Here is an 18,675-nt window from a genome sequence, read left to right on the forward strand (position 1 = left end):
CTGGATGCAAGGCGTTTGTCCTTCCGTGACCGGTATGTGGCGGCCACGGATGTTGCTAACAGCTGAGCCAATCAGTTCGCAAGAACCCGCTGCGATGGAAAGCTGATTTCCACCAGCGTTCCTTCATTCGGCGTGGAGGTGATGGAGAAGTTGGCGCGGTTGGCATCCACCATCGCCTTCGTCAATGGTAGACCGAGACCTGTTCCATCGCCACGAACACGGCTGCTGGAAGCAGAGACCTGGCGGAAAGGCTTCATTGCCTGCTCCAGCTCCGAGCGCGTCATGCCGATGCCGGTATCGCGCACCCGCAGCACGACGCTGCCATTCGCTTCATAGGCCGTCGACACGACGATTTGGCCGCCCGACGGCGTGAACTTGATGGCATTCGACAGGATGTTGAGCAGGATCTGCTTGATCGAGCGCAGATCCGCAACGACCGGCGGTACCGATTGCGACAAGGCAGTTCGAATGATGACGCGCTGGTTGTTCGCCTGCGGCTGAACCAGCGAGACCGCTTCCGCGATGGTTTCGTTCAGCGCCACCGCCTTGAAATCCACATCCATCTGGCCGGCTTCGATCTTGGAGATATCCAGAAGATCGTTGACGATATCGAGGACATGGCGCCCGGAGCGGACGATGTCGTTGGAGTATTCGATGTAACGCGGATGACCGATCGGCCCGAAACGCTCCGTCGCCATCATGTCGGCAAAGCCGATGATCGCGTTGAGCGGCGTGCGGATTTCATGGCTGACACGCGCCAGAAAGTCGGTCTTGTGCGCATTCGCGGTCTCTGCCGCGCGCTTGGCGTTGCGCAAGTCTTCCTCAGTGCGCTTCCACTGGGTGATGTCGCGGATGACCGCGCAATAACCATTGGTGGATTTCAGCCGGCCGATCGTCATGAAGAGTGGCAGGAAACCGCCGGAGGCTTCCCGACCGATCACTTCACGACCGTCGTTCAGCACGCTTGCAACGCCATTATTGGCGAGACCCGAAAGATAATCGAGCACGGCCCGCTGGCTCTCATGCGCAAACAGCGTCACGAAGGGCTTGTTGGAGATTTCGGCACCGTCGTAATTGAAGAGTGCGCTGGCCGAGCGGTTGAGCGAGCGGATACTGCCATCCTCGTCCAACAGGACCACGCCATCGGTCGCCGTCTCCAAAATGGAGTGCAACTCCTCGATCTCGCCCTTCATCCGGTCGGAGTCTTCTGCGTTGTCAGTTGTCGGCTCTTCACCCGCCACATCAGCCGCGTGAACTAGCGCCGCATCTCGTACCGTTTCAGTCGGGATAAGCGATAGCATCAAGGCGCTTGCCTCCTCCCAACGAACCGACTGCAGCTTTGCCCGCACGGGAATGAGTTCGTTTTCGGCGCTTACCGCGACCATGCCGCCGCTGCGCTCGGAAACATTGTCCAATTCTTCCCGCTGCAGCAGCGCATCCAGACCGCCCAGCGCTGTCAACTCGTCGAGATCCGTGTAGCCAGTCAGGCGCAGGAACTCAGGGTTGGCATGGATCAGACGATCGCCGCTGTGGATAAGAAGCGCCACCGGCATCTGGTCGACAGTCTCCGGCGTCAGTCCAGTTGAAACACGGGTGGAAGGCGCGAGCGCGACCGCCTCATCGTCGATGGCGGGATCGACGTCCTCATCCTGCGTGGCCGGTTCCTCGGCAGCAGCGGTGTCGTGCTCATCCTCATCATGGCCGCCTTCCATGCGGGTGCCGATGGGCGGATGGGTAAAGGCCACAGGCTCGTCACCACGCGTATAGGCGTGAAATGCATCGTCCTCGGCCGGCGCGGCTGGTTGATCGGCGTCGACGGCATCGGTGGCGACAGCCGGTTCGTCGGCTTCAGCCTTGGCGTCTTCTGTCTCAACGGCAGCCGCAACAGCGTCTTCTGCTTCGGCCTCGACAGAAATCTCGTCGGCTCTATCGTCCGACGGCGAGTCTTTAGAAACAACCGGCGTCGCTTCTTCGTCTTCGACGGGCTTCAGGGTGCGGCCGATCTCACGAAATGCCGCCTGTTCGCTTGCCGTCAGGCCATCGCGACGATTGCGATGTTCATCGATGTGCACGACTTTGTCGGAATAGGATTGAACCGGCTTCTCGGCAATCTTCAACACCGGAACCTCATGTTCCGGCGGCTGGTGGAAGCGCTGCTGCTGCGGTTCTTCCGGCACGGAATCCGTTTCGAGTACGTCCGTCTCAACCGCGTCGGCCTCTGCCTCTGCCTCGTCTTCATCCACGAAGGAGAAAGGAACGGGTTCTTCGACGTGGGTTGGGGTGACGTCAGCGGAGACATCGGGCTCTACCGCCGCCGCGTCATCCTGCTGGTCCTCGGCAATCGTTAGCTCGTCGTCGGGATGGCTCTCTCCCGCCAGCACGAGGCCTGCCGCATGTGGGTCTTCCACCGCATCGGCGATCCGCACGATGCCAAAACCACGGAAACCATCGAATTCACGCGCCCGAGTATAGGTCGGAAGGGCGGCAAGATCGATCGGCACGGCGAGGGACGTGCCCTCGACAGGCCAGTAGATCGTCTTGCCCGACCATGTGTCGCGGCGCTTCAAGAGTTCGGCGATCTTGCCTTCCGGATCGAGGTTGAAGAGAGCAGCAAGGTCGGAAAAGCTCATGCCTTCGACAGCCGCGGCCTTCGGCCCCACGGCTTCGGCAAACTCATGCGAAATGGAGCTGAAGCAACCAGCAGCATCGATCTTCCAGACGAAACGGCTCGCCCGGCCATTCGGATTGAATACGAAAGGCGAGGTGGATGCCGGTTCGTCGGCTGGCTCGTGCGTGTCAATCGTCAGCGCCTGGGGCTCGGCTGCCTCCGGGAAATGCGCTTCCTGTGCCTCGGACGTAATACCTTCCAGGCTATGTGCGTCGTCGGTGTTATCCGCCGTGGCGCTATGGCTGGGCTCTTCGTCCAGTGTCGACACCGCTGCCGGCTTTTTCTCGTCTGCCAAAAGAAAATCGTCTGCAGGCGAAAGCGCCTCAACTGTTTCGAGCTCCTCGTCCGTATCCTGCTTATAGGCTAGGAAAACAGACTGGTCCTCGTTCGAGATAGCCTCTGCAACGCCGTGCTCGTCCGCCTCTTGCTGCTCATCATCCGTCTCTTCGATCTGTGCAACCGCATCGAGAACGCTTTCGAACGCCAGTTGCTGTGATGGCTTGGATGCCAACTCAGCCTGTTCTTCGACAGGGACAGCCTTTGGTTCAGGCCGCTCCTCGATGAACTCGGAGGAGGGGTCGAGTCTGCCGAGCGCGGTCTCGACCACGAAAACGAGATTGAGAACGGGCTTTTGCGTCAGTTGCGCGGTGGCAGCGGGGAGATAGCCCTTGCCCGTTGGCACAGGGCGCTTCACCAGCTTGCTGGCATGACGCGCCGCCATCGATATCAAAGTCCTGGCGGTCTGCGGTGCGATTTCAAGATCGGCGAATTTTCCAGAGGCAGCAATAATCGCGCCGCTTTCGTCCATCACGGCCATGTGGATATCGGGATCATCGAATCCTTCGATCATCCTCCAGGCGCGTTCTTCCAGTGATAGGCCGGATTGATCCAACATAGCGGAGAAGAGAAGCACCGGCTGCTGCCGCTCGACTTCGATCACTTCGAGGGCGGCAGAGACGGCAACGCTGCGAAAGCCCGACGGAACGCGGATCATGAATTGCTGGCGGTCACCGATATTATGCAGCCGGCTTGCCGCACCCGCCACCTGACGGAAGGTCACATCCTGCGCTTTCGGCCCATGCTCGATGAAATCATAGATCATCGGCGTGCCGAAAAGAGCAGCACCGCGTCCGTTCGCCCAGAGCGCGCTTTTGAGGTCCATCGAGAACAGCGCAAGCGCTTCACCCTTGGCGAATTTCTCCCGAACGCGCTCATGCACGGCTATGTCGATAAACGGGTATTGAACGGCGGGCATGTCGGAACCTACTTTGGCACTACGTGACCTTCGCTGCCGCACGGCCTCCTCATGAGGCACCACACAGCCTGCATCGGCGTGACGTTAACAGAATCTTAAATAACTTCACAGGGCCGCCGGGTCCATAATCGCCTGAGGGAATTGGGAAATAGAGTTAATATCACGTGGACCGGAACGCCGCCGATCCGGGTGCTGGATGACCATGGGAAAACGCGCTTGCTTTCTATATGTTTTTTCGCAAAAATTAGAGAAGGACTTGCAAAAGGGAAAAACTCCCCGTATGTGAGCCCCGTGACGCGCAAGCGTCTCTTGTGCGGTTGTAGCTCAGTTGGTTAGAGCGCAGGTTTGTGGCACCTGAGGTCGGTGGTTCGACCCCACTCAACCGTACCATTCTCTTCTCCCCGTCAGTCATTTCGTCACACCGACTTGCGGGGAGAAGAGAAGTTTCTCTTTTCGATCCCCCCTTAAAAACTGCCTATCCCCATCCGAAATGGCGTGTGCGATCTCTCGCGCGGCCAAAAATCGGTTGGCTAGAATGTCACATACTGGTAAGGTCACGCCAACGTAACCTTATGGACGCCAGCGGCATGCCTTTAGGCCTTTGCGCGGCGGAATGGAAAAAACAGTGATTGACCCCGGCAACGGCGTAAAGCCGTCGGAACCAGGGGCGTCGGTGGCAGAAAAAGGGAAGGCGAAGCGTTCCCGTCGTGGCAAGGGCAAGCGAGGCGGCAAGAACCGTTCCGCTTCTGCTTTGCCGCAACTGCTTGTTGCCGACTCCCGTCAGGAGCCTCCACCCCCAGGCGGTATCGAGCCTGGAGCAGAGCCGCGCAAGCGCAAACGCCGCAGGCGTTCCGGCGGGCAGGGCGCTCAGAAAACACCTCCAGGCATTGCGGCAGAAGCTCAGAAGCCGGACCTATCGGCGCGCCCTGAGCAGCAACCATCCAGCAAAAGAAAAACGCGCAATCGCAAGCGCCCGCACCGCGACCCGCAGGGCAGGCCACTGGTGCCAAGCCATGCGCCACGGCCTGCAGCCAAGCAAAACGGCCAGGGAGCCAATGGTGCAGCGGTTGTCGTGGAGCCCGCGGGCTTTGCACATTCGCGGCATGGCGCTGGTCGGGAGGCTTTCGAGCCCAGTTCCGATATGTATGCGGCGCTCGACCTTGGTACAAACAATTGCCGCCTTCTGATAGCGCAGCCGACGCGTCCAGGCCAATTCCGCGTGGTGGATGCCTTCTCGCGGATCGTGCGCCTTGGCGAAGGCCTGGTGTCGACCGGACGACTATCGGATGATGCGATGGATCGTGCTGTCGAAGCGCTGAAGGTCTGCGCGGCAAAGCTTGCGGGACGGCCCATTCGCCGCATGCGGCTGATTGCGACCGAGGCCTGCCGCGCGGCTGCCAACGGCGAAGAATTTCTTGCCCGTGTGACGCGTGAGACCGGCCTTGATCTTGAAATCATCAGCCGTGAGACGGAAGCGCGCCTTGCTGTCTCCGGTTGTTCATCGCTTGTCGGACGCGAAGCTCGCTCCGTCGTCCTCTTCGATATCGGCGGCGGCTCATCGGAAATCGCGGTCATTCGGCTGAATGAAAACCGCTCAAACCGGCTTGCCAACCACATCACCCATTGGACCTCGCTTCCTGTCGGTGTGGTGACGCTCTCGGAGCGCCACGGCGGTCGCGATGTGACGCCAGCGATTTTCGAGGCCATGGTGACGGAAGTCGAAGGCCTGCTCGACGCGTTCCACTGCCCGCCACTGTCTGACCAGTCTACACTCGATGATTTTCATCTGATCGGCACCTCCGGCACGGTGACGACGCTTGCCGGTGTCCACCTCGATCTGCCGCGCTACGATCGCCGCAAGGTCGATGGGCTATGGCTCTCGGATGCCGAGGTCACGGCCATGCAGACCAAGTTGCTCGCCTGGGATTTTGCCGGACGCGCCGCCAATGCCTGCATCGGGCCGGATCGTGCGGACCTGGTTCTTGCCGGTTGCGCCATTCTGGAAGCGATCCGCAGGCGCTGGCCTGCACGGCGCATGCGCGTGGCAGATCGTGGGCTGCGTGAAGGCCTGTTGACCGATATGATGGCAGATGATGGCGCATGGCGCCGCAATAAGATACGCCGTGCCCAGACGCAGGGCAAAACAGAGCGGAAGGGTTGATATGAGCAAGGCGCCCACGAGCACCAACCGTACCGGACGCAAGATCGGCCAGAAGGTGAAGAAGACGAAGCTGAAGGCATCGTCCCGCCGCTGGCTGGAGCGGCACATCAACGACCCCTATGTGCAGCGTGCCAAGCTGGAAGGCTACCGCGCCCGTGCGGCCTTCAAGCTTCTGGAAATCAACGACAAGCATCAGATCCTCAAAGACGCGCGCCGCATCATCGACCTTGGTGCCGCTCCCGGCAGCTGGTCGCAGATTGCCGCCAAAGTGACGGATTCGACCGAAGACGATATTCGCGTTGCGGCGATCGACTTCCTCCAGCTCGATCCGATTCCCGGTGTAAAAATCCTGCAGCTCGACTTCCTCGATCCAAACGCGCCTGATCTTCTGATGGAAGCTGTTGGTGGTACGCCCGATCTCGTTCTCTCCGATATGGCGGCACCCACAACCGGCCACCAGAAGACCGACCACATTCGCACCATGCATCTGTGCGAAGTCGCTGCGGATTTCGCCGTCCAGGTTCTGGCAGAAGGCGGGCATTTCCTTGCCAAGACCTTCCAGGGCGGCACGGAAAAGCAGTTGCTTGACATGCTCAAGCAGAACTTCAAGCAGGTGCTTCACATCAAGCCCGCCTCGTCGCGCTCTGAATCGGTGGAAATGTTCCTGCTTGCCAAGCACTTCAAGGGCCGTAAGGCAGCCCCGGTCGAAGCAGCGGACGAATAGGATTATTCAGCCGGCTGTGTGGCCTTGCTCCTGTGGCCGGAAACCTCGGCGCCGGCACCCCTGTCCATCGCAATCAGCGGCAGGGTGGCAAACAGCGAGACCAGCGCCACTACTACGAAGGCGAGATGGAAATCGGCAAGCTGGAGATGGCCGCCGGAAAAGTAGCTGCTGACTTCCAGAATTGTCGCTGCGAAGGCGACGCCGAGCGCCAGGCTGATCTGCTGCAGCACGGAGGCCATGGATGTGGCCTGGCTCGCCTGATGGTCATCGATATCGGAGTAGCTGAGGGCATTCGTGCCGGTGAAGAAGAACGAGCGGGCAAAGCCGGCGACCACCAGGCAGATCATGATCAGCGAATAGGGCGTCTGCGGCGTGAAGAAACTATTCACGACCGTCGTGCAGGCACCGACCACGCCAGCACTGATCAAAGTCGCTTTGAAGCCGGTTGCGGCAAAGACACGGCGCGCCATGAACTTGGTCGTGATGGCGCCGATGGCCCCGGCAAAGGTAATCATGCCCGACTGGAACGGGTTGAGGCCAAAGCCGATCTGCAACATCAATGGCATCAGGAAGGGAATGGCGCCTGTCGAGATGCGAAAGACCGTTCCGCTGATGGAGGCGGTGCGGAATGTGGCGTTCCGGAAAATCTTGAAATCCAGGATCGGCGCTGGGTGGATTTTGGCGTGGCGGACGTAAAGCGCGCCGCAGATGAAGCCGATGATAATCGCTGCAATGCCGACAAAGGGCGGTAGAGCGGGCAGGCTGACCACCGAAAAGCCGAAGACCACGCCGGATGCGGCAAGGCCGGACAGGATGAAGCCGAGAAAGTCCATGGGCGGTGGATTGGTGGTCTCGATCTCCGGAAGATAGATCGTCGAGAGCCAGATGCCGATCACGCCGATCGGAACGTTGATCAGGAAAATCCAGTGCCAGGAAAAATAGGTGGTGATGAAGCCGCCGATGGGTGGACCGGTCAGCGGTCCGACGAGCGCCGGAATGGTCAGCAACGCCATGGCTGAAACGAGATCGGTACGCTTAGTGGTGCGCAACAGAACGAGGCGACCGACGGGCGTCATCATCGCACCGCCCATGCCCTGCAGGAAGCGTGAGACGACGAATTCCACGACCGAACCGGACACCGCACAGCAGATGGAGCCGATGACGAAGACCGCGATGGCAAAGCGGAAAATCTTCTTCGCACCGAACTTGTCCGCCATCCAGCCGCTGATCGGAATGAAGATGGCAAGCGACACCATATAGGCGGTCAGCGCGAGCTTCAGCGTGATCGGGCCGACATTGAGATCCCTGGCGATCGCCGGCAGCGCCGTGGCGATCACGGTCGAGTCCATCTGCTCCATGAAGAGGGCGACGGCGAGGATTAGCGGAATGATTCTGTTCATGGCTTGACTGCGGCCCACCCCGCATCGACAAAGTTCGGACCACTTACTACTCCCGCATCGATGACTTGCCAACTAAACATTTGGCAAGAAAAGGACCGTTGTCCTCCTCACGACGCTGTGAGGAACTGCTAATGAACCGAATGCCGCAAATGCTCGTTAAACCCCGTGGTACCCCAACAAGTGGAGATAGTCATGACGGACAGGATGAACATCAGCCGGCGCGTGCTGCTCGGCACCGCAGGCGCCGGAGCAGTGGCCCCCTTTGTGCTCAGCGGCGCAGCAAGTGCCCAGACAAGCCAGCCCCAGACGTCCATGGAGATCAACCACGCAATGCCGCCCGAAACCAATCGTTTCAAGCTTGGAGACTTTGAAGTTCTGGTCGTCAAGGACGGTGCGCGTCCTTCCGGCAAGCCGGGTGAAACCTTCGGCACGAACCAAAGTCCGGAAGCGGTCAGCGAGCTGCTGCAGAAGAACTTTTTGCCCACCGATCAATTCGTCAACAGCTTCTCGCCCGCCTTGATCAATACAGGCTCCGACCTCGTGTTGTTCGACACCGGCTTTGGCGAGCAGGGTCGTGAATCCGGCAATGGGCGGCTCCTCGAGGGGCTGGCCGCGGCCGGTTATACGCCGGACGACGTGACCGTTGTGGTTCTGACTCATATGCACGGCGACCATATTGGCGGCCTGATGGAGAAGGGCAAGCCAGCCTTTCCTAAGGCACGCTACGTCTTCGGCCAAAAGGAATACGACTTCTGGACCGACGAAAAGCGTGTCGGCACGCCTGCCGAAAATGGTCATAAGGCGGTGCTCGCCAATGTGAAGCCACTGGCGGAAAAGGCGACCTTCATCGGCGATGGTGCTGACGTCGTGCCTGGCATCAGTGCGATTGCCGCCGTCGGTCATTCCCCGGGTCACATGATCTTCAATGTGGAGTCCAGCGGCAAGCGGTTGATCCTGACGGCCGATACCGCAAACCACTTCGTGCTGTCGCTGCAGCGTCCGGAGTGGGAGGTGCGCTTCGATATGGACAAGGCGGCGGCTGCCGCGACGCGCAAGAAGGTTTTCGACATGGTCGCAACAGATCGCGTCGCCTTCCTCGGTTACCACATGCCGTTCCCATCTGTCGGTTACGCGGAAAAACTCGATACCGGATACAGGTTCGTGCCGAAGTCCTACCAGTTCGATATCTGACCCGTAGTCGATCATCACAAGCATTTCGAGCCGCGGCGACACCATCGCGGCTCGTCGCTCTACGGTGCATTGCACAGCTTTCAGGGTTTTTTCTATTCCCTTCCCGTCATAACCGTGTTACCAGCCCTCGCCAACTTCCAAGCAATCCTTTGCAGGACCGCCGGGGTGAACATTCGTTCCGGATCGGCCATGCATTTCATAATGAAGGAATTTGGCCATGGCACGCATCATTGAAACTCCCACTGGTCTCGACGCGCTGACGTTCGACGACGTGCTCCTCCAGCCGGGGCATTCTGAAGTCATGCCCGGCCAGACGAACATCGCGACACGTATCGCGCATGATATCGAGCTCAACCTTCCCATTCTCTCTTCGGCAATGGACACGGTGACCGAAAGCCGTCTGGCAATTGCCATGGCGCAGGCCGGCGGCATCGGCGTCATTCACCGCAACCTGACGCCGGTCGAGCAGGCCGAAGAGGTCCGCCAGGTCAAGAAGTTCGAAAGCGGCATGGTCGTCAACCCCGTCACGATTGGCCCGGATGCGACGCTGGCCGAGGCCCAGTCACTGATGAAGGCCCATGGCATTTCCGGTATTCCGGTTGTCGAAAACGGTGGCAGCGGCGGACATAAGGTTGGCCGTCTCGTCGGCATTCTGACCAACCGCGACGTGCGTTTTGCCTCCGATCCGGGCCAGAAAATCTATGAGCTGATGACGCGTGAAAACCTCGTCACCGTCAAGGAAAGCAGCGTCGATCAGCAGGAAGCCCGCCATCTTCTGCATAAGCACCGCATCGAGAAGCTGCTGGTCGTTGATAGCAAGGGCAACTGCGTCGGCCTCATCACCGTGAAGGACATTGAGAAGTCGCAGCTGAACCCGAACGCCACGAAGGATGCGCAGGGCCGCCTTCGTGCCGCTGCCGCGATCAGCGTGGGCGACGATGCCATCGAGCGCGCCGAGCGTCTGATTGCGGTGGGTGTTGACGTTCTGGTCGTCGACACTGCACACGGTCATTCGCAGCGTGTTCTCGATGCTGTGAGCCACGTCAAGAAGATGTCGAACTCGGTTCGCGTCATTGCCGGTAACGTCGCGACGTCGGCAGGCACCAAGGCACTGATCGATGCGGGTGCGGATGCCGTAAAGGTCGGTATCGGTCCGGGCTCGATCTGCACCACGCGCATCGTTGCCGGTGTCGGCGTTCCGCAGCTTGCCGCCATCATGTCCGCTGTCGAAGCGGCGCAGGCGGCAGATATCCCCGTCATTGCCGATGGCGGCATCAAGTTCTCTGGCGACCTTGCCAAGGCAATCGCGGCTGGCGCATCCGCCGTGATGATCGGCTCGCTGCTGGCCGGTACGGATGAAAGCCCAGGCGAAGTGTTCCTCTATCAGGGCCGCTCCTTCAAGGCCTATCGTGGCATGGGCTCGGTTGGCGCCATGGCTCGCGGCTCGGCAGACCGTTACTTCCAGGCGGAAGTGCGCGATACGCTGAAGCTTGTTCCGGAAGGCATCGAAGGCCAGGTTCCCTATAAGGGTCCGGTCTCCGGCGTGTTGCACCAGCTTGCCGGCGGTCTGAAGGCTGCCATGGGTTACGTTGGCGGTGGAACGATCAAGGACTTCCAGGAACGCGCGACGTTCGTGCGCATCTCCGGCGCCGGCCTGCGTGAAAGCCACGCCCACGACGTGACGATTACCCGCGAGAGCCCGAACTATCCCGGCGCTGTTTGATATTCCGTTTCCTGCGAATAGACGATAAAGATGATTTCACGCTCTCCGAACCCGGTTCGGGGAGCGTCTTTTTGTAAGAAGGAGAAACCGCATGTCCACGACGAGCGCAATGTTCTGGCCAATGATTGCTCATGCCTTTCTCGTCTTCTGGCTCTATTGTCTGCTGGCGTATCGCCGAAAGAAATTCACCTTCCTCGACGGTGATGCCGTGCGCCGCTTCCGCGATGCTGGCGAAGAAGCTCCCGAGAGCAAGCTGGTCAACAAGAACATCGCCAACCAGTTCGAACTGCCGATGCTCTTCCACGCGGCATGTCTGCTGCTCTACATCACCGATGCGGACAATATCGTCACCGTCGTGCTCGGCTGGATTTTCGTTCTGTCGCGGGTCTTCCATTCCTACATTCACGTCACCAGCAACCGTCTGCGCTACCGCGGCCCGGCCTTCATTACCGGCTTTGTCGCTCTCGTCTTGATGTGGGGCTGGCTCTTCATCTGGCTCGCGCTGGAATAGGACGTCAGTTCTTAACGGATGCACTGCCGGATGGCGTCCGCAAGGGCGGCGATGTCGCCTTTACGGCCGCTGGCCATGCGCCAGACGAGACCGATCTCTCGTGCAGGGGCCGGATCGGCAAAAGGAACGATGCGAAGATTATTGCGCATCGTCTCGGTCGGAATGGCAATCTCCGGGATCAGCGTCATTCCCATATCGTGGGACACCATCTGCAGCAGCGTCGCCATCGAGGTCGCGCCGTAATTGACAAGGCTGCGCTTGCCCGCCGCATCGCAGACCGCCAGTGCCTGATCGCGAAGGCAGTGGCCTTCCTCAAGAAGGAGCAGCCGGTCCATGTCAACCTGGCCTTCATTAACGGGAGAGACGAGCACTTTGTCGTCGCTCTTTGCGGTCGCCATGAAGAAGCGATCGGTGAAAAGGTGGCACGTCTCCAATCCTTCGCCGACCACAGGGATGGCAGCAATTACGGCATCCAGCTTGCGTGCCGCGAGATCCGAGAGAAGACGGTCGGTGACGGTCTCCTTCAGTTCGATCTCGACCAGAGCGTGATGGGCGCGCAGATGCGGCACAAGCTTCGGAACGAGATAGGGCGCGATGGTCGGAATGATCCCGATCCGCACCAGCCCTTCCAGCGCGCCTGAGGTCTTGCGCGCGGCGTCTTCCAGCCGTTCCACCTCCTGAAGAATGGCCCGCACATGCTGCAGCACCTCCTCGCCCTTCAGCGTGATGGTGATGTCACCTCGGCTGCGTTCCACCAGCTTGACGCCGAGATGCTCTTCCATATCCATGATTTGTACAGAAAGCGCCGGCTGACTAATATGCGCCTCCGCCGCAGCCTTGCCGAAGTGCAGGGTGCGCGCCAAGGCGTCGAAGTATCGCATCTGTCGAAGTGTGAGCATGATAGGTTTTTCCTATCATGCTCCGCTTCACACGGAAAGATGAAACTATTGAACGAGGACGGGCATAGCGAAATTACCAGCCCGGCGCGATATAGTTGGCTTTTAGCTTCTGCATGCCGGGCAGCATTTTCACCCGCGAGTCCATATCCTCCGGGACAGGGCCCAGTGTGATGTTATCGAGGCAGGCGGTAATATGATCGGTGATGGCATTGACCAGCGAGGGCGACAGGCCCGGACGCTTCATCAGCCCGATCTGTACCGGCGGCAGAGGCGGAAAGCCATCGGCAGAGGTGAGCACGCGCATGCCGGTCCGAAGCGTCGATTCCGGGAGAACCGACACGGCCATTCCGGCAAGAACCGCAGCGGCGATCACGGTCGAAGACCAGCTGGTGAAAAGGACCTGATAGTCGCGCCCGTCGGCATCGAGAGCGGAGCAGGCAAGCTGCCGCCAGTGGCAGTCGCGTCGCCCGACGGCAAGCGGCACGGGCGCATCGTCACGCAGTGGATGGTTTGCCGAGGTGACCCAGCAGAGTGGCTCGGTGCGGACGATATCCGACACGCGCGTCCGTGGGTTGTGCGTCACGAGCGCAATATCGAGTTCGCCGCGTGCCATCTTTTCGGCAAGGCTGATCGACGGCTCGCAGACGATATAGAGCTCGACATTGGGATGGGTCTTGGCAAAGCGCCCGATGATCTCTGGCATGTAGCGGTCGGCATAATCGTCCGGCGTGCCGATGCGAAGCGTGCCTTCCAGTCGGTTGTCGTCGAAGGCTGCGACCGCCTCGTTGTTGAGGCGAATGATCCGGCGGGCGTAGTGCATCAGCTTCTCGCCTTCAGCGGTCAGCCTGTTGCCTCGTCCGTCCTTGGCAAAAAGCTGCTTGCCGAGCCGCTCTTCCAGCCTGCGCATCTGCATGGAGACCGCCGACTGCGTCTTGAACACCCGGTCGGCCGCCTTGGTAAAGCTGCCCGTATCGACGATGGCGATGAAAGTGTGAAGCTGATCGATATCGAGCGGAGCGGACATGATGGATCATCCATAAGAGCAATTGATATCTGACATTAGAAACATTCGTTGGACTGATCAATAGTCTTGCGACATTTTGACGCTCAAGACATCCGATCAACCCGCCGACGCTAACCCGCTGCGGTCTCAACCTCACCACTCTTCGTGCGAAAGCGCGAAGCGATATCTTCACGTGCCTCCAAGGAAGGACAGTGTCATGCGCACGGCAGAACGGAAAATGGAATTGCAGATTATAGCCCCCGCCATCTCGCTCGAGACGCGCTGGACCATGGCTATCAATCGTGTGGCGAAACTCGCGCGTTCCATCATGAACCGTCTGGCCGTGAACAAGCTGACGGAGATGACCGATCAACAGCTGGCCGATATCGGACTGGTGCGCAGCGATGTGACGAAAGCGCTTGAGATCGGCCTGCTCGACGATCCAACCCTGCAGTTGGCGCGCGCCGCCAAGATGCGTGCGAGCTCCCGCTTCACGCGCATTCGCAGCCGCTGATTTCCAAACGCCGGGTTTCGACCCCGCATCAAGTTTCCCCGCAGGGTGACTGCCAATAGCCCTGCCTTTGCCCGGTGTCAGGCTCAAGCCGCACCGGGCTTTTTTGCGTTCACTATAAAGCTGGGCTGCTGCTTTACCTTTTTGGAGATACGCATCGTGCTTTCCGAAAATCGAGTCCGATTTTCGGGCCGATGCTGTAGAAGAGCAGCGCTATCAGTACTGATACTCTTCGAATACGGGCAGAACCGACTGCTGCCAGCGGCCATGATAGAGCGCCAGAAGATCGTCAGCGAGCGTCGACTTCTTGGCAAGAACCTCTTCCAAGGGCGAGAGGAATACGCTCTCGTCCTGTCCTTCACGGTTCAATCGTGCGCGGTTTTGCAGGCCCTTGCGCGAAATCGCCACCACATCGCGCGCAACGCCCAGGAGATCACGCCCGGCAATCGTTGCCTTGAGACCTTCCACCGGCACGGCATTGCGAAGTCCGATCACATCGTCCACCTGCCAGTCTGCGGTGAACTGGTCGGCTGCGGCCAGCGCCTCGTCGTCATAGAGCAGACCGACCCAGAAGGCCGGCAGCGCACAGATGCGCCGCCATGGGCCGCCGTCGGCACCGCGCATTTCCAGAAAACGCTTTAGGCGCACATCGGGGAAGAGCGTCGACAGGTGGTTGGTCCAGTCACCGAGATTGGGTTCCCACTCGGCGATATCGCCCTTCAAGGCGCCGTCCATGAACTGGCGGAAGGTAATGTTGGTACAGTCGCGATACTTGCCGTCGCGCACGATGAAATACATCGGCACGTCGAGCGCCCACTCGACGTAATCCTTGAAGCCGAAATCCGGCTTGAACGTGAAGGGAAGAACGCCGGAGCGCTGATTGTCGGTATCGCGCCAGATATCGCCGCGCCAGGAGAGAAGCCCGTTCGGTTTGCCTTCGGTAAAGGGTGAGGACGCAAAAAGAGCGGTCGCAAGCGGCTGCAGTTTCATGGAAACGCGCATCTTGCGGCGCATGTCTTCTTCGGAGGAAAAGTCCAGATTAACCTGGATGGTGCAGGTCCGGTACATCATGTCCAGGCCCTTGGTGCCGACCTTGGGCATGTAGTTGCTCATGATCGCGTAGCGCGACTTCGGCATTCGCGGCGTTTCTTCAAGCGTCCAGAGCGGGCTTCCGCCAATGCCGAGAAAACGAATGCCCATCGGCTCGGCAATGTCGCGCAGCGTCGCCAGATGCTGGTTGGATTCCCGGCAGGTTTCATGCAGGTTTTCCAAAGGCGCGCCGGAAAGCTCGAACTGGCCGCCGGGCTCGATGGAAATCGCGCCCATACCGCTCGGCTCGCCAAGGCCGATGATATTGTCGCCGTCCATGATCGGCTCCCAGCCAAGCTTTTCCTGCATGCCTTTCAGCAGCGCCGAAATGCTGGCATCACCGAAATAGGGAACCGGCTTATTGCCCTCACGGAAGAAGGCGAATTTCTCGTGCTCCGTGCCGATCCTGAACTTGTCTTTAGGCTTGCAGCCTCCGGCCAGATAATCTGTCAGTTCCTGCACGGAGGAAATTGGCGTCTGGTCGGTCGTGTCGCGGGCCATGAAATTACCTTGTTGTCTTTGCTGCCTGCGCAGCGATATTGCCATCGCTGATAGGGTGCCGTGCCTGCGCAAGCAAATGAATTTCTTTTAAGCATGAACTCATGCTGCGAATTTGCGCGAGCGCGACATCAACCGCGCAATTATTTCCAGTCACCGATACTTGCCTGAATGACCGCAAGTGCTGCGACCGCTGCCGTATCGGCCCGCAAGATGCGCGGTCCCAAGGGGATCGGCGTCACAAATGCCTTGCTGCGCAGCAACTGTCGTTCCTCCTCCGAAAAGCCGCCCTCTGGTCCGACGAGAAGGGCCAGTTGCTTTTCCTTGATCTGTTGAAGGGCAGGCAAGGGATTTTGCCCGGCATCGCCTTCGTCGCAGTAGATGATCCGGCGTGAAGGCGACCAGTCTTCCATCAGATCCTTCAGCCGCACGGGTTCTTCGACATCCGGAACGGCGAGAATACCGCATTGTTCCGCAGCCTCGATGACATTGGCCCGTAGCTTGTCGAGATTGGTGATCTTGCCCTGAACATGCTGGGTCAGAACGGGGCGAAGAACGCCCGCGCCCATTTCCACCGTCTTCTGCACCAGATAATCCAGGCGCCCAGTCTTCAGCGGCGCGAATATATAGTGCAGGTCCGGCTTTTCCGGTTGGGGCCGCGTCTCCTCCAGCGGAACAAGCATGATCTTCTTGCGCGTTGGGAAAGAGAGCTTCGCCTTCCATTCGCCGTCGCGCCCGTTGAAGAGTAGGATTTCCGCGCCGTCGCCCATGCGCAGCACGTTGGCCAGATAGTTGAACTGGTCGCTATCGGCCTCGATACTCACTCCCGCCCGCAAGGACTGGCTGACGTAAAGCCGCTGCATTCTGAAATTGGCACGCATGTCAGTACTTCGATACGTTGATGATCTGTCCGCTCATATAAACAGAAGATGGATAATTGCGTAGAGCGCGGCGGCAAGTGCAGCACTTGCCGGAAGCGTGATGATCCAGGCCGCGATGATCGTCATAAAGTGCGACCGGCGCACCAGATAGCGCCGCCGCGTCTCCGAAGCATTTTCGTCCGGCTCGTCAGTTGAGGGATCGGCTGGCGCAAGGCTCTTGCGCAGAGCCTCCTGCTGCTTTCGGCCCTGTGCCGTATACCATTCGCGGAAGAAGCCGACACCGAAGACAGCCCCGATCGCCGTATGGGTGGTGCTGACCGGCATGCCGAAATGCGAGGCGGTGAGGACGGTGAGTGCCGTTGAGGTTGAAACGCAAAAGCCGCGCATCGGGTTGAGCTTGGTGATCTGTTCGCCGACGAGCCGGATCAGGCGCGGCCCGAACAGCAGGATGCCGCAAGACAAGCCGAACGCGCCGATCAGCATCACCCATTGCGGTGCCGGCGCGAACACATCGTTGAGGTTGCCGTAATCGGCCCTGACGATGGCAACGACCGGGCCGATCGCATTGGACACGTCATTGGCGCCGTGGCCGAAAGACATGAGTGCTGCTGCAAAAATCAGGGGCCACTGGAACAGCGTGCGAAGCGACTGGTTGCGATTCTCCAGACCCTCGGATTGATTGCGGATCAGCGGGATACAGAGCCGCCAGGCGATGAGGCCGACGGCCAGGCCGGTTGCCAGGGAAACGCCGCTCGGCACATCGATCACCCGATGCAAGCCAAAACGCATGAGATAGGCGGTCATGACACCGGCCATCACGCCAAGCAGCACCGGCACCCACTTGCGGGCGGCGTCGATCTTGTCGTCGCGGTCGATGATGACTTGGTTGATGAAGGCGAGCAGGGCGACCGCGAAGAAGGCGCTGATGAACGGCGTTAGTACCCATGTCAACGCAATGCCCATGAGTGACGCCCAGTCCACCGCACCGACGCCGAAGGCGGCCGTGCCGGCCCCTGCCACCGCACCGACGATGCTGTGCGTGGTGGAAATCGGCGCCTTGAGCAGATTGGAAAGATTGACCAGAAGAGCCGCCGCCAGAATGGCGCCGAGCATGGCCCAGGCAAACACATGAGGATCAGGCACCGTCCTGACATCAACGATGCCGCTTGCAATTGTCTCGACAACATTACCGCCGGTAATGAGAGCGCCGAACACTTCACAGATCGCGGCGATGATGAGTGCTGCCGTGAGCGGCAGAGCCTTCGAGCCCACGGCCGGTCCGACATTATTTGCGACGTCCTTGGCACCGATATTCATCGCCATATAGGCGCCGATGATGGCCGCGGCGAGCGTGATCACCGCGCCCGGCGTCCCTCCGGCGTAGGAACTGGCGACCAGAGCCGTTACCACGAGGAACAGGAGTGCAGCACCCGGCGCCACGAACCGCTGGCCGAGATGGTTCACTGCTTCCTCGACGCGGGTCATCTTGTCGAGATCCTTGTCGAGTGTCGGCTTTTTGCGGTTTTCGGGAAATTGCGTCATGGAAACGCTTTATAGCGACATCGAAAGCGCTTGGCTGGCGTATTCGCGACACGAAGTCGTCATTAGAGCGTTTCCGTTAAACAAGGAAACGCCCTAAGAATTGGCGGCCTTTTGCGGCAGGGGTGGTGCGGTTCTCGCCATGTGCTTGCCGAAAGCGACGAAAAGCTGCTTCAACTCGATTTCGTTGACGCGCTTTTCCGCTTCCTCGGGCGAAACCCATTCCAGCTTACGGCTTTCCCGTTCGGGAAAATTCTTGGTGAGGTCTGCGACCTCCAGAACGTGAACCTGCACCAGGCAGGTAACCTTCACCCCGTTCTTCAGCTTTTTCTCATAGTGGAAGAAGCCGAAGGGCTCCTTCTGTACGGTTCCCCGCACACCCGCTTCTTCGAAAGCCTCGCGTTCAGCAACCGCATGCGCCTTCTTGCCTTCCATTGGCCACCCCTTGGGGATGACCCACCGTCCGGTGTCCCGGCTGGTGAGCAGCAATACCTCAACATCGCCGTGCTTCTTGTTACGGCGGTGGCATATGGCACCATATTGCTGTCGAGGGGGACGGCGCAGCATCAGGCCGACGTCTTGGGCCAGACGGCTCAGAAGGTTCAACGCGGGGTATTCCTTT

At 59.6% G+C, this 18,675-nt stretch carries 14 protein-coding genes and 1 tRNA gene; 7 read left to right on the forward strand and 8 right to left on the reverse strand.

Going from position 1 to position 18,675, the window contains the following annotated elements:
- Window positions 1-71: 71 nt before the first annotated feature.
- On the reverse strand, window positions 72-3,923 hold the full coding sequence (locus EYC79_RS05085; protein WP_130977322.1) for a PAS domain-containing sensor histidine kinase: 3,852 nt from the start codon (window positions 3,921-3,923) through the stop codon (window positions 72-74).
- Window positions 3,924-4,236: 313 nt separating this feature from the next.
- Here EYC79_RS05085 and EYC79_RS05090 point away from each other — a divergent pair.
- From EYC79_RS05090 to EYC79_RS05100, 3 genes are all read left to right on the forward strand, one after another.
- Window positions 4,237-4,313: transfer RNA gene (locus EYC79_RS05090), tRNA-His, on the forward strand.
- 223 nt (window positions 4,314-4,536) lie between these two features.
- Window positions 4,537-6,084, forward strand: coding sequence for a Ppx/GppA phosphatase family protein (locus tag EYC79_RS05095; protein ID WP_113259942.1), 1,548 nt, complete (start codon window positions 4,537-4,539; stop codon window positions 6,082-6,084).
- 1 nt (window position 6,085) lies between these two features.
- On the forward strand, window positions 6,086-6,808 hold the full coding sequence (locus tag EYC79_RS05100; protein ID WP_130977323.1) for an RlmE family RNA methyltransferase: 723 nt from the start codon (window positions 6,086-6,088) through the stop codon (window positions 6,806-6,808).
- Window positions 6,809-6,810: 2 nt separating this feature from the next.
- On the opposite strand, the gene EYC79_RS05105 is transcribed toward EYC79_RS05100, so the two are convergent.
- Entirely contained in the window at window positions 6,811-8,208 is a 1,398-nt protein-coding gene (locus EYC79_RS05105; protein ID WP_130977324.1) for an MDR family MFS transporter, read from the reverse strand.
- A gap of 192 nt (window positions 8,209-8,400) precedes the next feature.
- Here EYC79_RS05105 and EYC79_RS05110 point away from each other — a divergent pair, with 192 nt between their 5' ends.
- From EYC79_RS05110 to EYC79_RS05120, 3 genes are all read left to right on the forward strand, one after another.
- Entirely contained in the window at window positions 8,401-9,399 is a 999-nt protein-coding gene (locus EYC79_RS05110; RefSeq protein ID WP_165456959.1) for an MBL fold metallo-hydrolase, read from the forward strand.
- Window positions 9,400-9,616: 217 nt separating this feature from the next.
- A complete protein-coding gene (gene guaB, locus EYC79_RS05115; RefSeq protein ID WP_113178506.1) occupies window positions 9,617-11,122 on the forward strand; it encodes an IMP dehydrogenase in 1,506 nt (501 codons plus the stop codon).
- A gap of 109 nt (window positions 11,123-11,231) precedes the next feature.
- Entirely contained in the window at window positions 11,232-11,633 is a 402-nt protein-coding gene (locus tag EYC79_RS05120) for an MAPEG family protein (protein ID WP_130977369.1), read from the forward strand.
- Between the two features lie 11 nt (window positions 11,634-11,644).
- Here EYC79_RS05120 and EYC79_RS05125 read toward each other — a convergent pair whose 3' ends face one another.
- Both EYC79_RS05125 and EYC79_RS05130 read right to left on the reverse strand, forming a co-directional pair.
- Window positions 11,645-12,532 (reverse strand): hydrogen peroxide-inducible genes activator, encoded by an 888-nt coding sequence (locus tag EYC79_RS05125; RefSeq protein ID WP_130977325.1) that lies wholly within the window; start codon window positions 12,530-12,532, stop codon window positions 11,645-11,647.
- 73 nt (window positions 12,533-12,605) lie between these two features.
- Entirely contained in the window at window positions 12,606-13,556 is a 951-nt protein-coding gene (locus tag EYC79_RS05130) for a LysR substrate-binding domain-containing protein (RefSeq protein WP_062426017.1), read from the reverse strand.
- Between the two features lie 196 nt (window positions 13,557-13,752).
- On the opposite strand from EYC79_RS05130, the gene EYC79_RS05135 reads away from it, so the two are divergent.
- Entirely contained in the window at window positions 13,753-14,049 is a 297-nt protein-coding gene (locus tag EYC79_RS05135; RefSeq protein WP_062426016.1) for a YjiS-like domain-containing protein, read from the forward strand.
- A gap of 213 nt (window positions 14,050-14,262) precedes the next feature.
- Here the strand turns inward: EYC79_RS05135 and EYC79_RS05140 are convergent, their stop codons facing one another.
- The 4 genes from EYC79_RS05140 to EYC79_RS05155 form a co-directional block, all read right to left on the reverse strand.
- On the reverse strand, window positions 14,263-15,636 hold the full coding sequence (locus EYC79_RS05140; protein WP_130977326.1) for a glutamate--cysteine ligase: 1,374 nt from the start codon (window positions 15,634-15,636) through the stop codon (window positions 14,263-14,265).
- Between the two features lie 140 nt (window positions 15,637-15,776).
- Window positions 15,777-16,514 (reverse strand): 16S rRNA (uracil(1498)-N(3))-methyltransferase, encoded by a 738-nt coding sequence (locus EYC79_RS05145; RefSeq protein ID WP_130977327.1) that lies wholly within the window; start codon window positions 16,512-16,514, stop codon window positions 15,777-15,779.
- Between the two features lie 33 nt (window positions 16,515-16,547).
- Window positions 16,548-18,056 (reverse strand): inorganic phosphate transporter, encoded by a 1,509-nt coding sequence (locus EYC79_RS05150; protein WP_130977328.1) that lies wholly within the window; start codon window positions 18,054-18,056, stop codon window positions 16,548-16,550.
- A 93-nt stretch (window positions 18,057-18,149) separates the two neighbouring features.
- Window positions 18,150-18,620, reverse strand: a complete 471-nt coding sequence (locus tag EYC79_RS05155; RefSeq protein WP_130977370.1) for an NUDIX hydrolase — start codon at window positions 18,618-18,620, stop codon at window positions 18,150-18,152.
- Window positions 18,621-18,675 lie beyond the last annotated feature (55 nt).

The organism is Agrobacterium cavarae, from assembly GCF_004310285.1.
GTDB lineage: Bacteria > Pseudomonadota > Alphaproteobacteria > Rhizobiales > Rhizobiaceae > Agrobacterium > Agrobacterium cavarae.

Coding starts and splice junctions, on each gene's coding strand:
- EYC79_RS05095 (WP_113259942.1), top strand. CDS start 4,537: ATGGAAAAAACAGTGATTGACCCCGGCAACGGCGTAAAGCCGTCGGAA.
- EYC79_RS05150 (WP_130977328.1), bottom strand. CDS start 18,056: ATGACGCAATTTCCCGAAAACCGCAAAAAGCCGACACTCGACAAGGAT.
- EYC79_RS05125 (WP_130977325.1), bottom strand. CDS start 12,532: ATGCTCACACTTCGACAGATGCGATACTTCGACGCCTTGGCGCGCACC.
- EYC79_RS05135 (WP_062426016.1), top strand. CDS start 13,753: ATGCGCACGGCAGAACGGAAAATGGAATTGCAGATTATAGCCCCCGCC.
- EYC79_RS05100 (WP_130977323.1), top strand. CDS start 6,086: ATGAGCAAGGCGCCCACGAGCACCAACCGTACCGGACGCAAGATCGGC.
- EYC79_RS05145 (WP_130977327.1), bottom strand. CDS start 16,514: ATGCGTGCCAATTTCAGAATGCAGCGGCTTTACGTCAGCCAGTCCTTG.
- EYC79_RS05140 (WP_130977326.1), bottom strand. CDS start 15,636: ATGGCCCGCGACACGACCGACCAGACGCCAATTTCCTCCGTGCAGGAA.
- EYC79_RS05110 (WP_165456959.1), top strand. CDS start 8,401: ATGACGGACAGGATGAACATCAGCCGGCGCGTGCTGCTCGGCACCGCA.
- EYC79_RS05130 (WP_062426017.1), bottom strand. CDS start 13,556: ATGTCCGCTCCGCTCGATATCGATCAGCTTCACACTTTCATCGCCATC.
- EYC79_RS05155 (WP_130977370.1), bottom strand. CDS start 18,620: ATGCTGCGCCGTCCCCCTCGACAGCAATATGGTGCCATATGCCACCGC.
- EYC79_RS05105 (WP_130977324.1), bottom strand. CDS start 8,208: ATGAACAGAATCATTCCGCTAATCCTCGCCGTCGCCCTCTTCATGGAG.
- EYC79_RS05085 (WP_130977322.1), bottom strand. CDS start 3,923: ATGCCCGCCGTTCAATACCCGTTTATCGACATAGCCGTGCATGAGCGC.
- EYC79_RS05120 (WP_130977369.1), top strand. CDS start 11,232: ATGTTCTGGCCAATGATTGCTCATGCCTTTCTCGTCTTCTGGCTCTAT.
- guaB (WP_113178506.1), top strand. CDS start 9,617: ATGGCACGCATCATTGAAACTCCCACTGGTCTCGACGCGCTGACGTTC.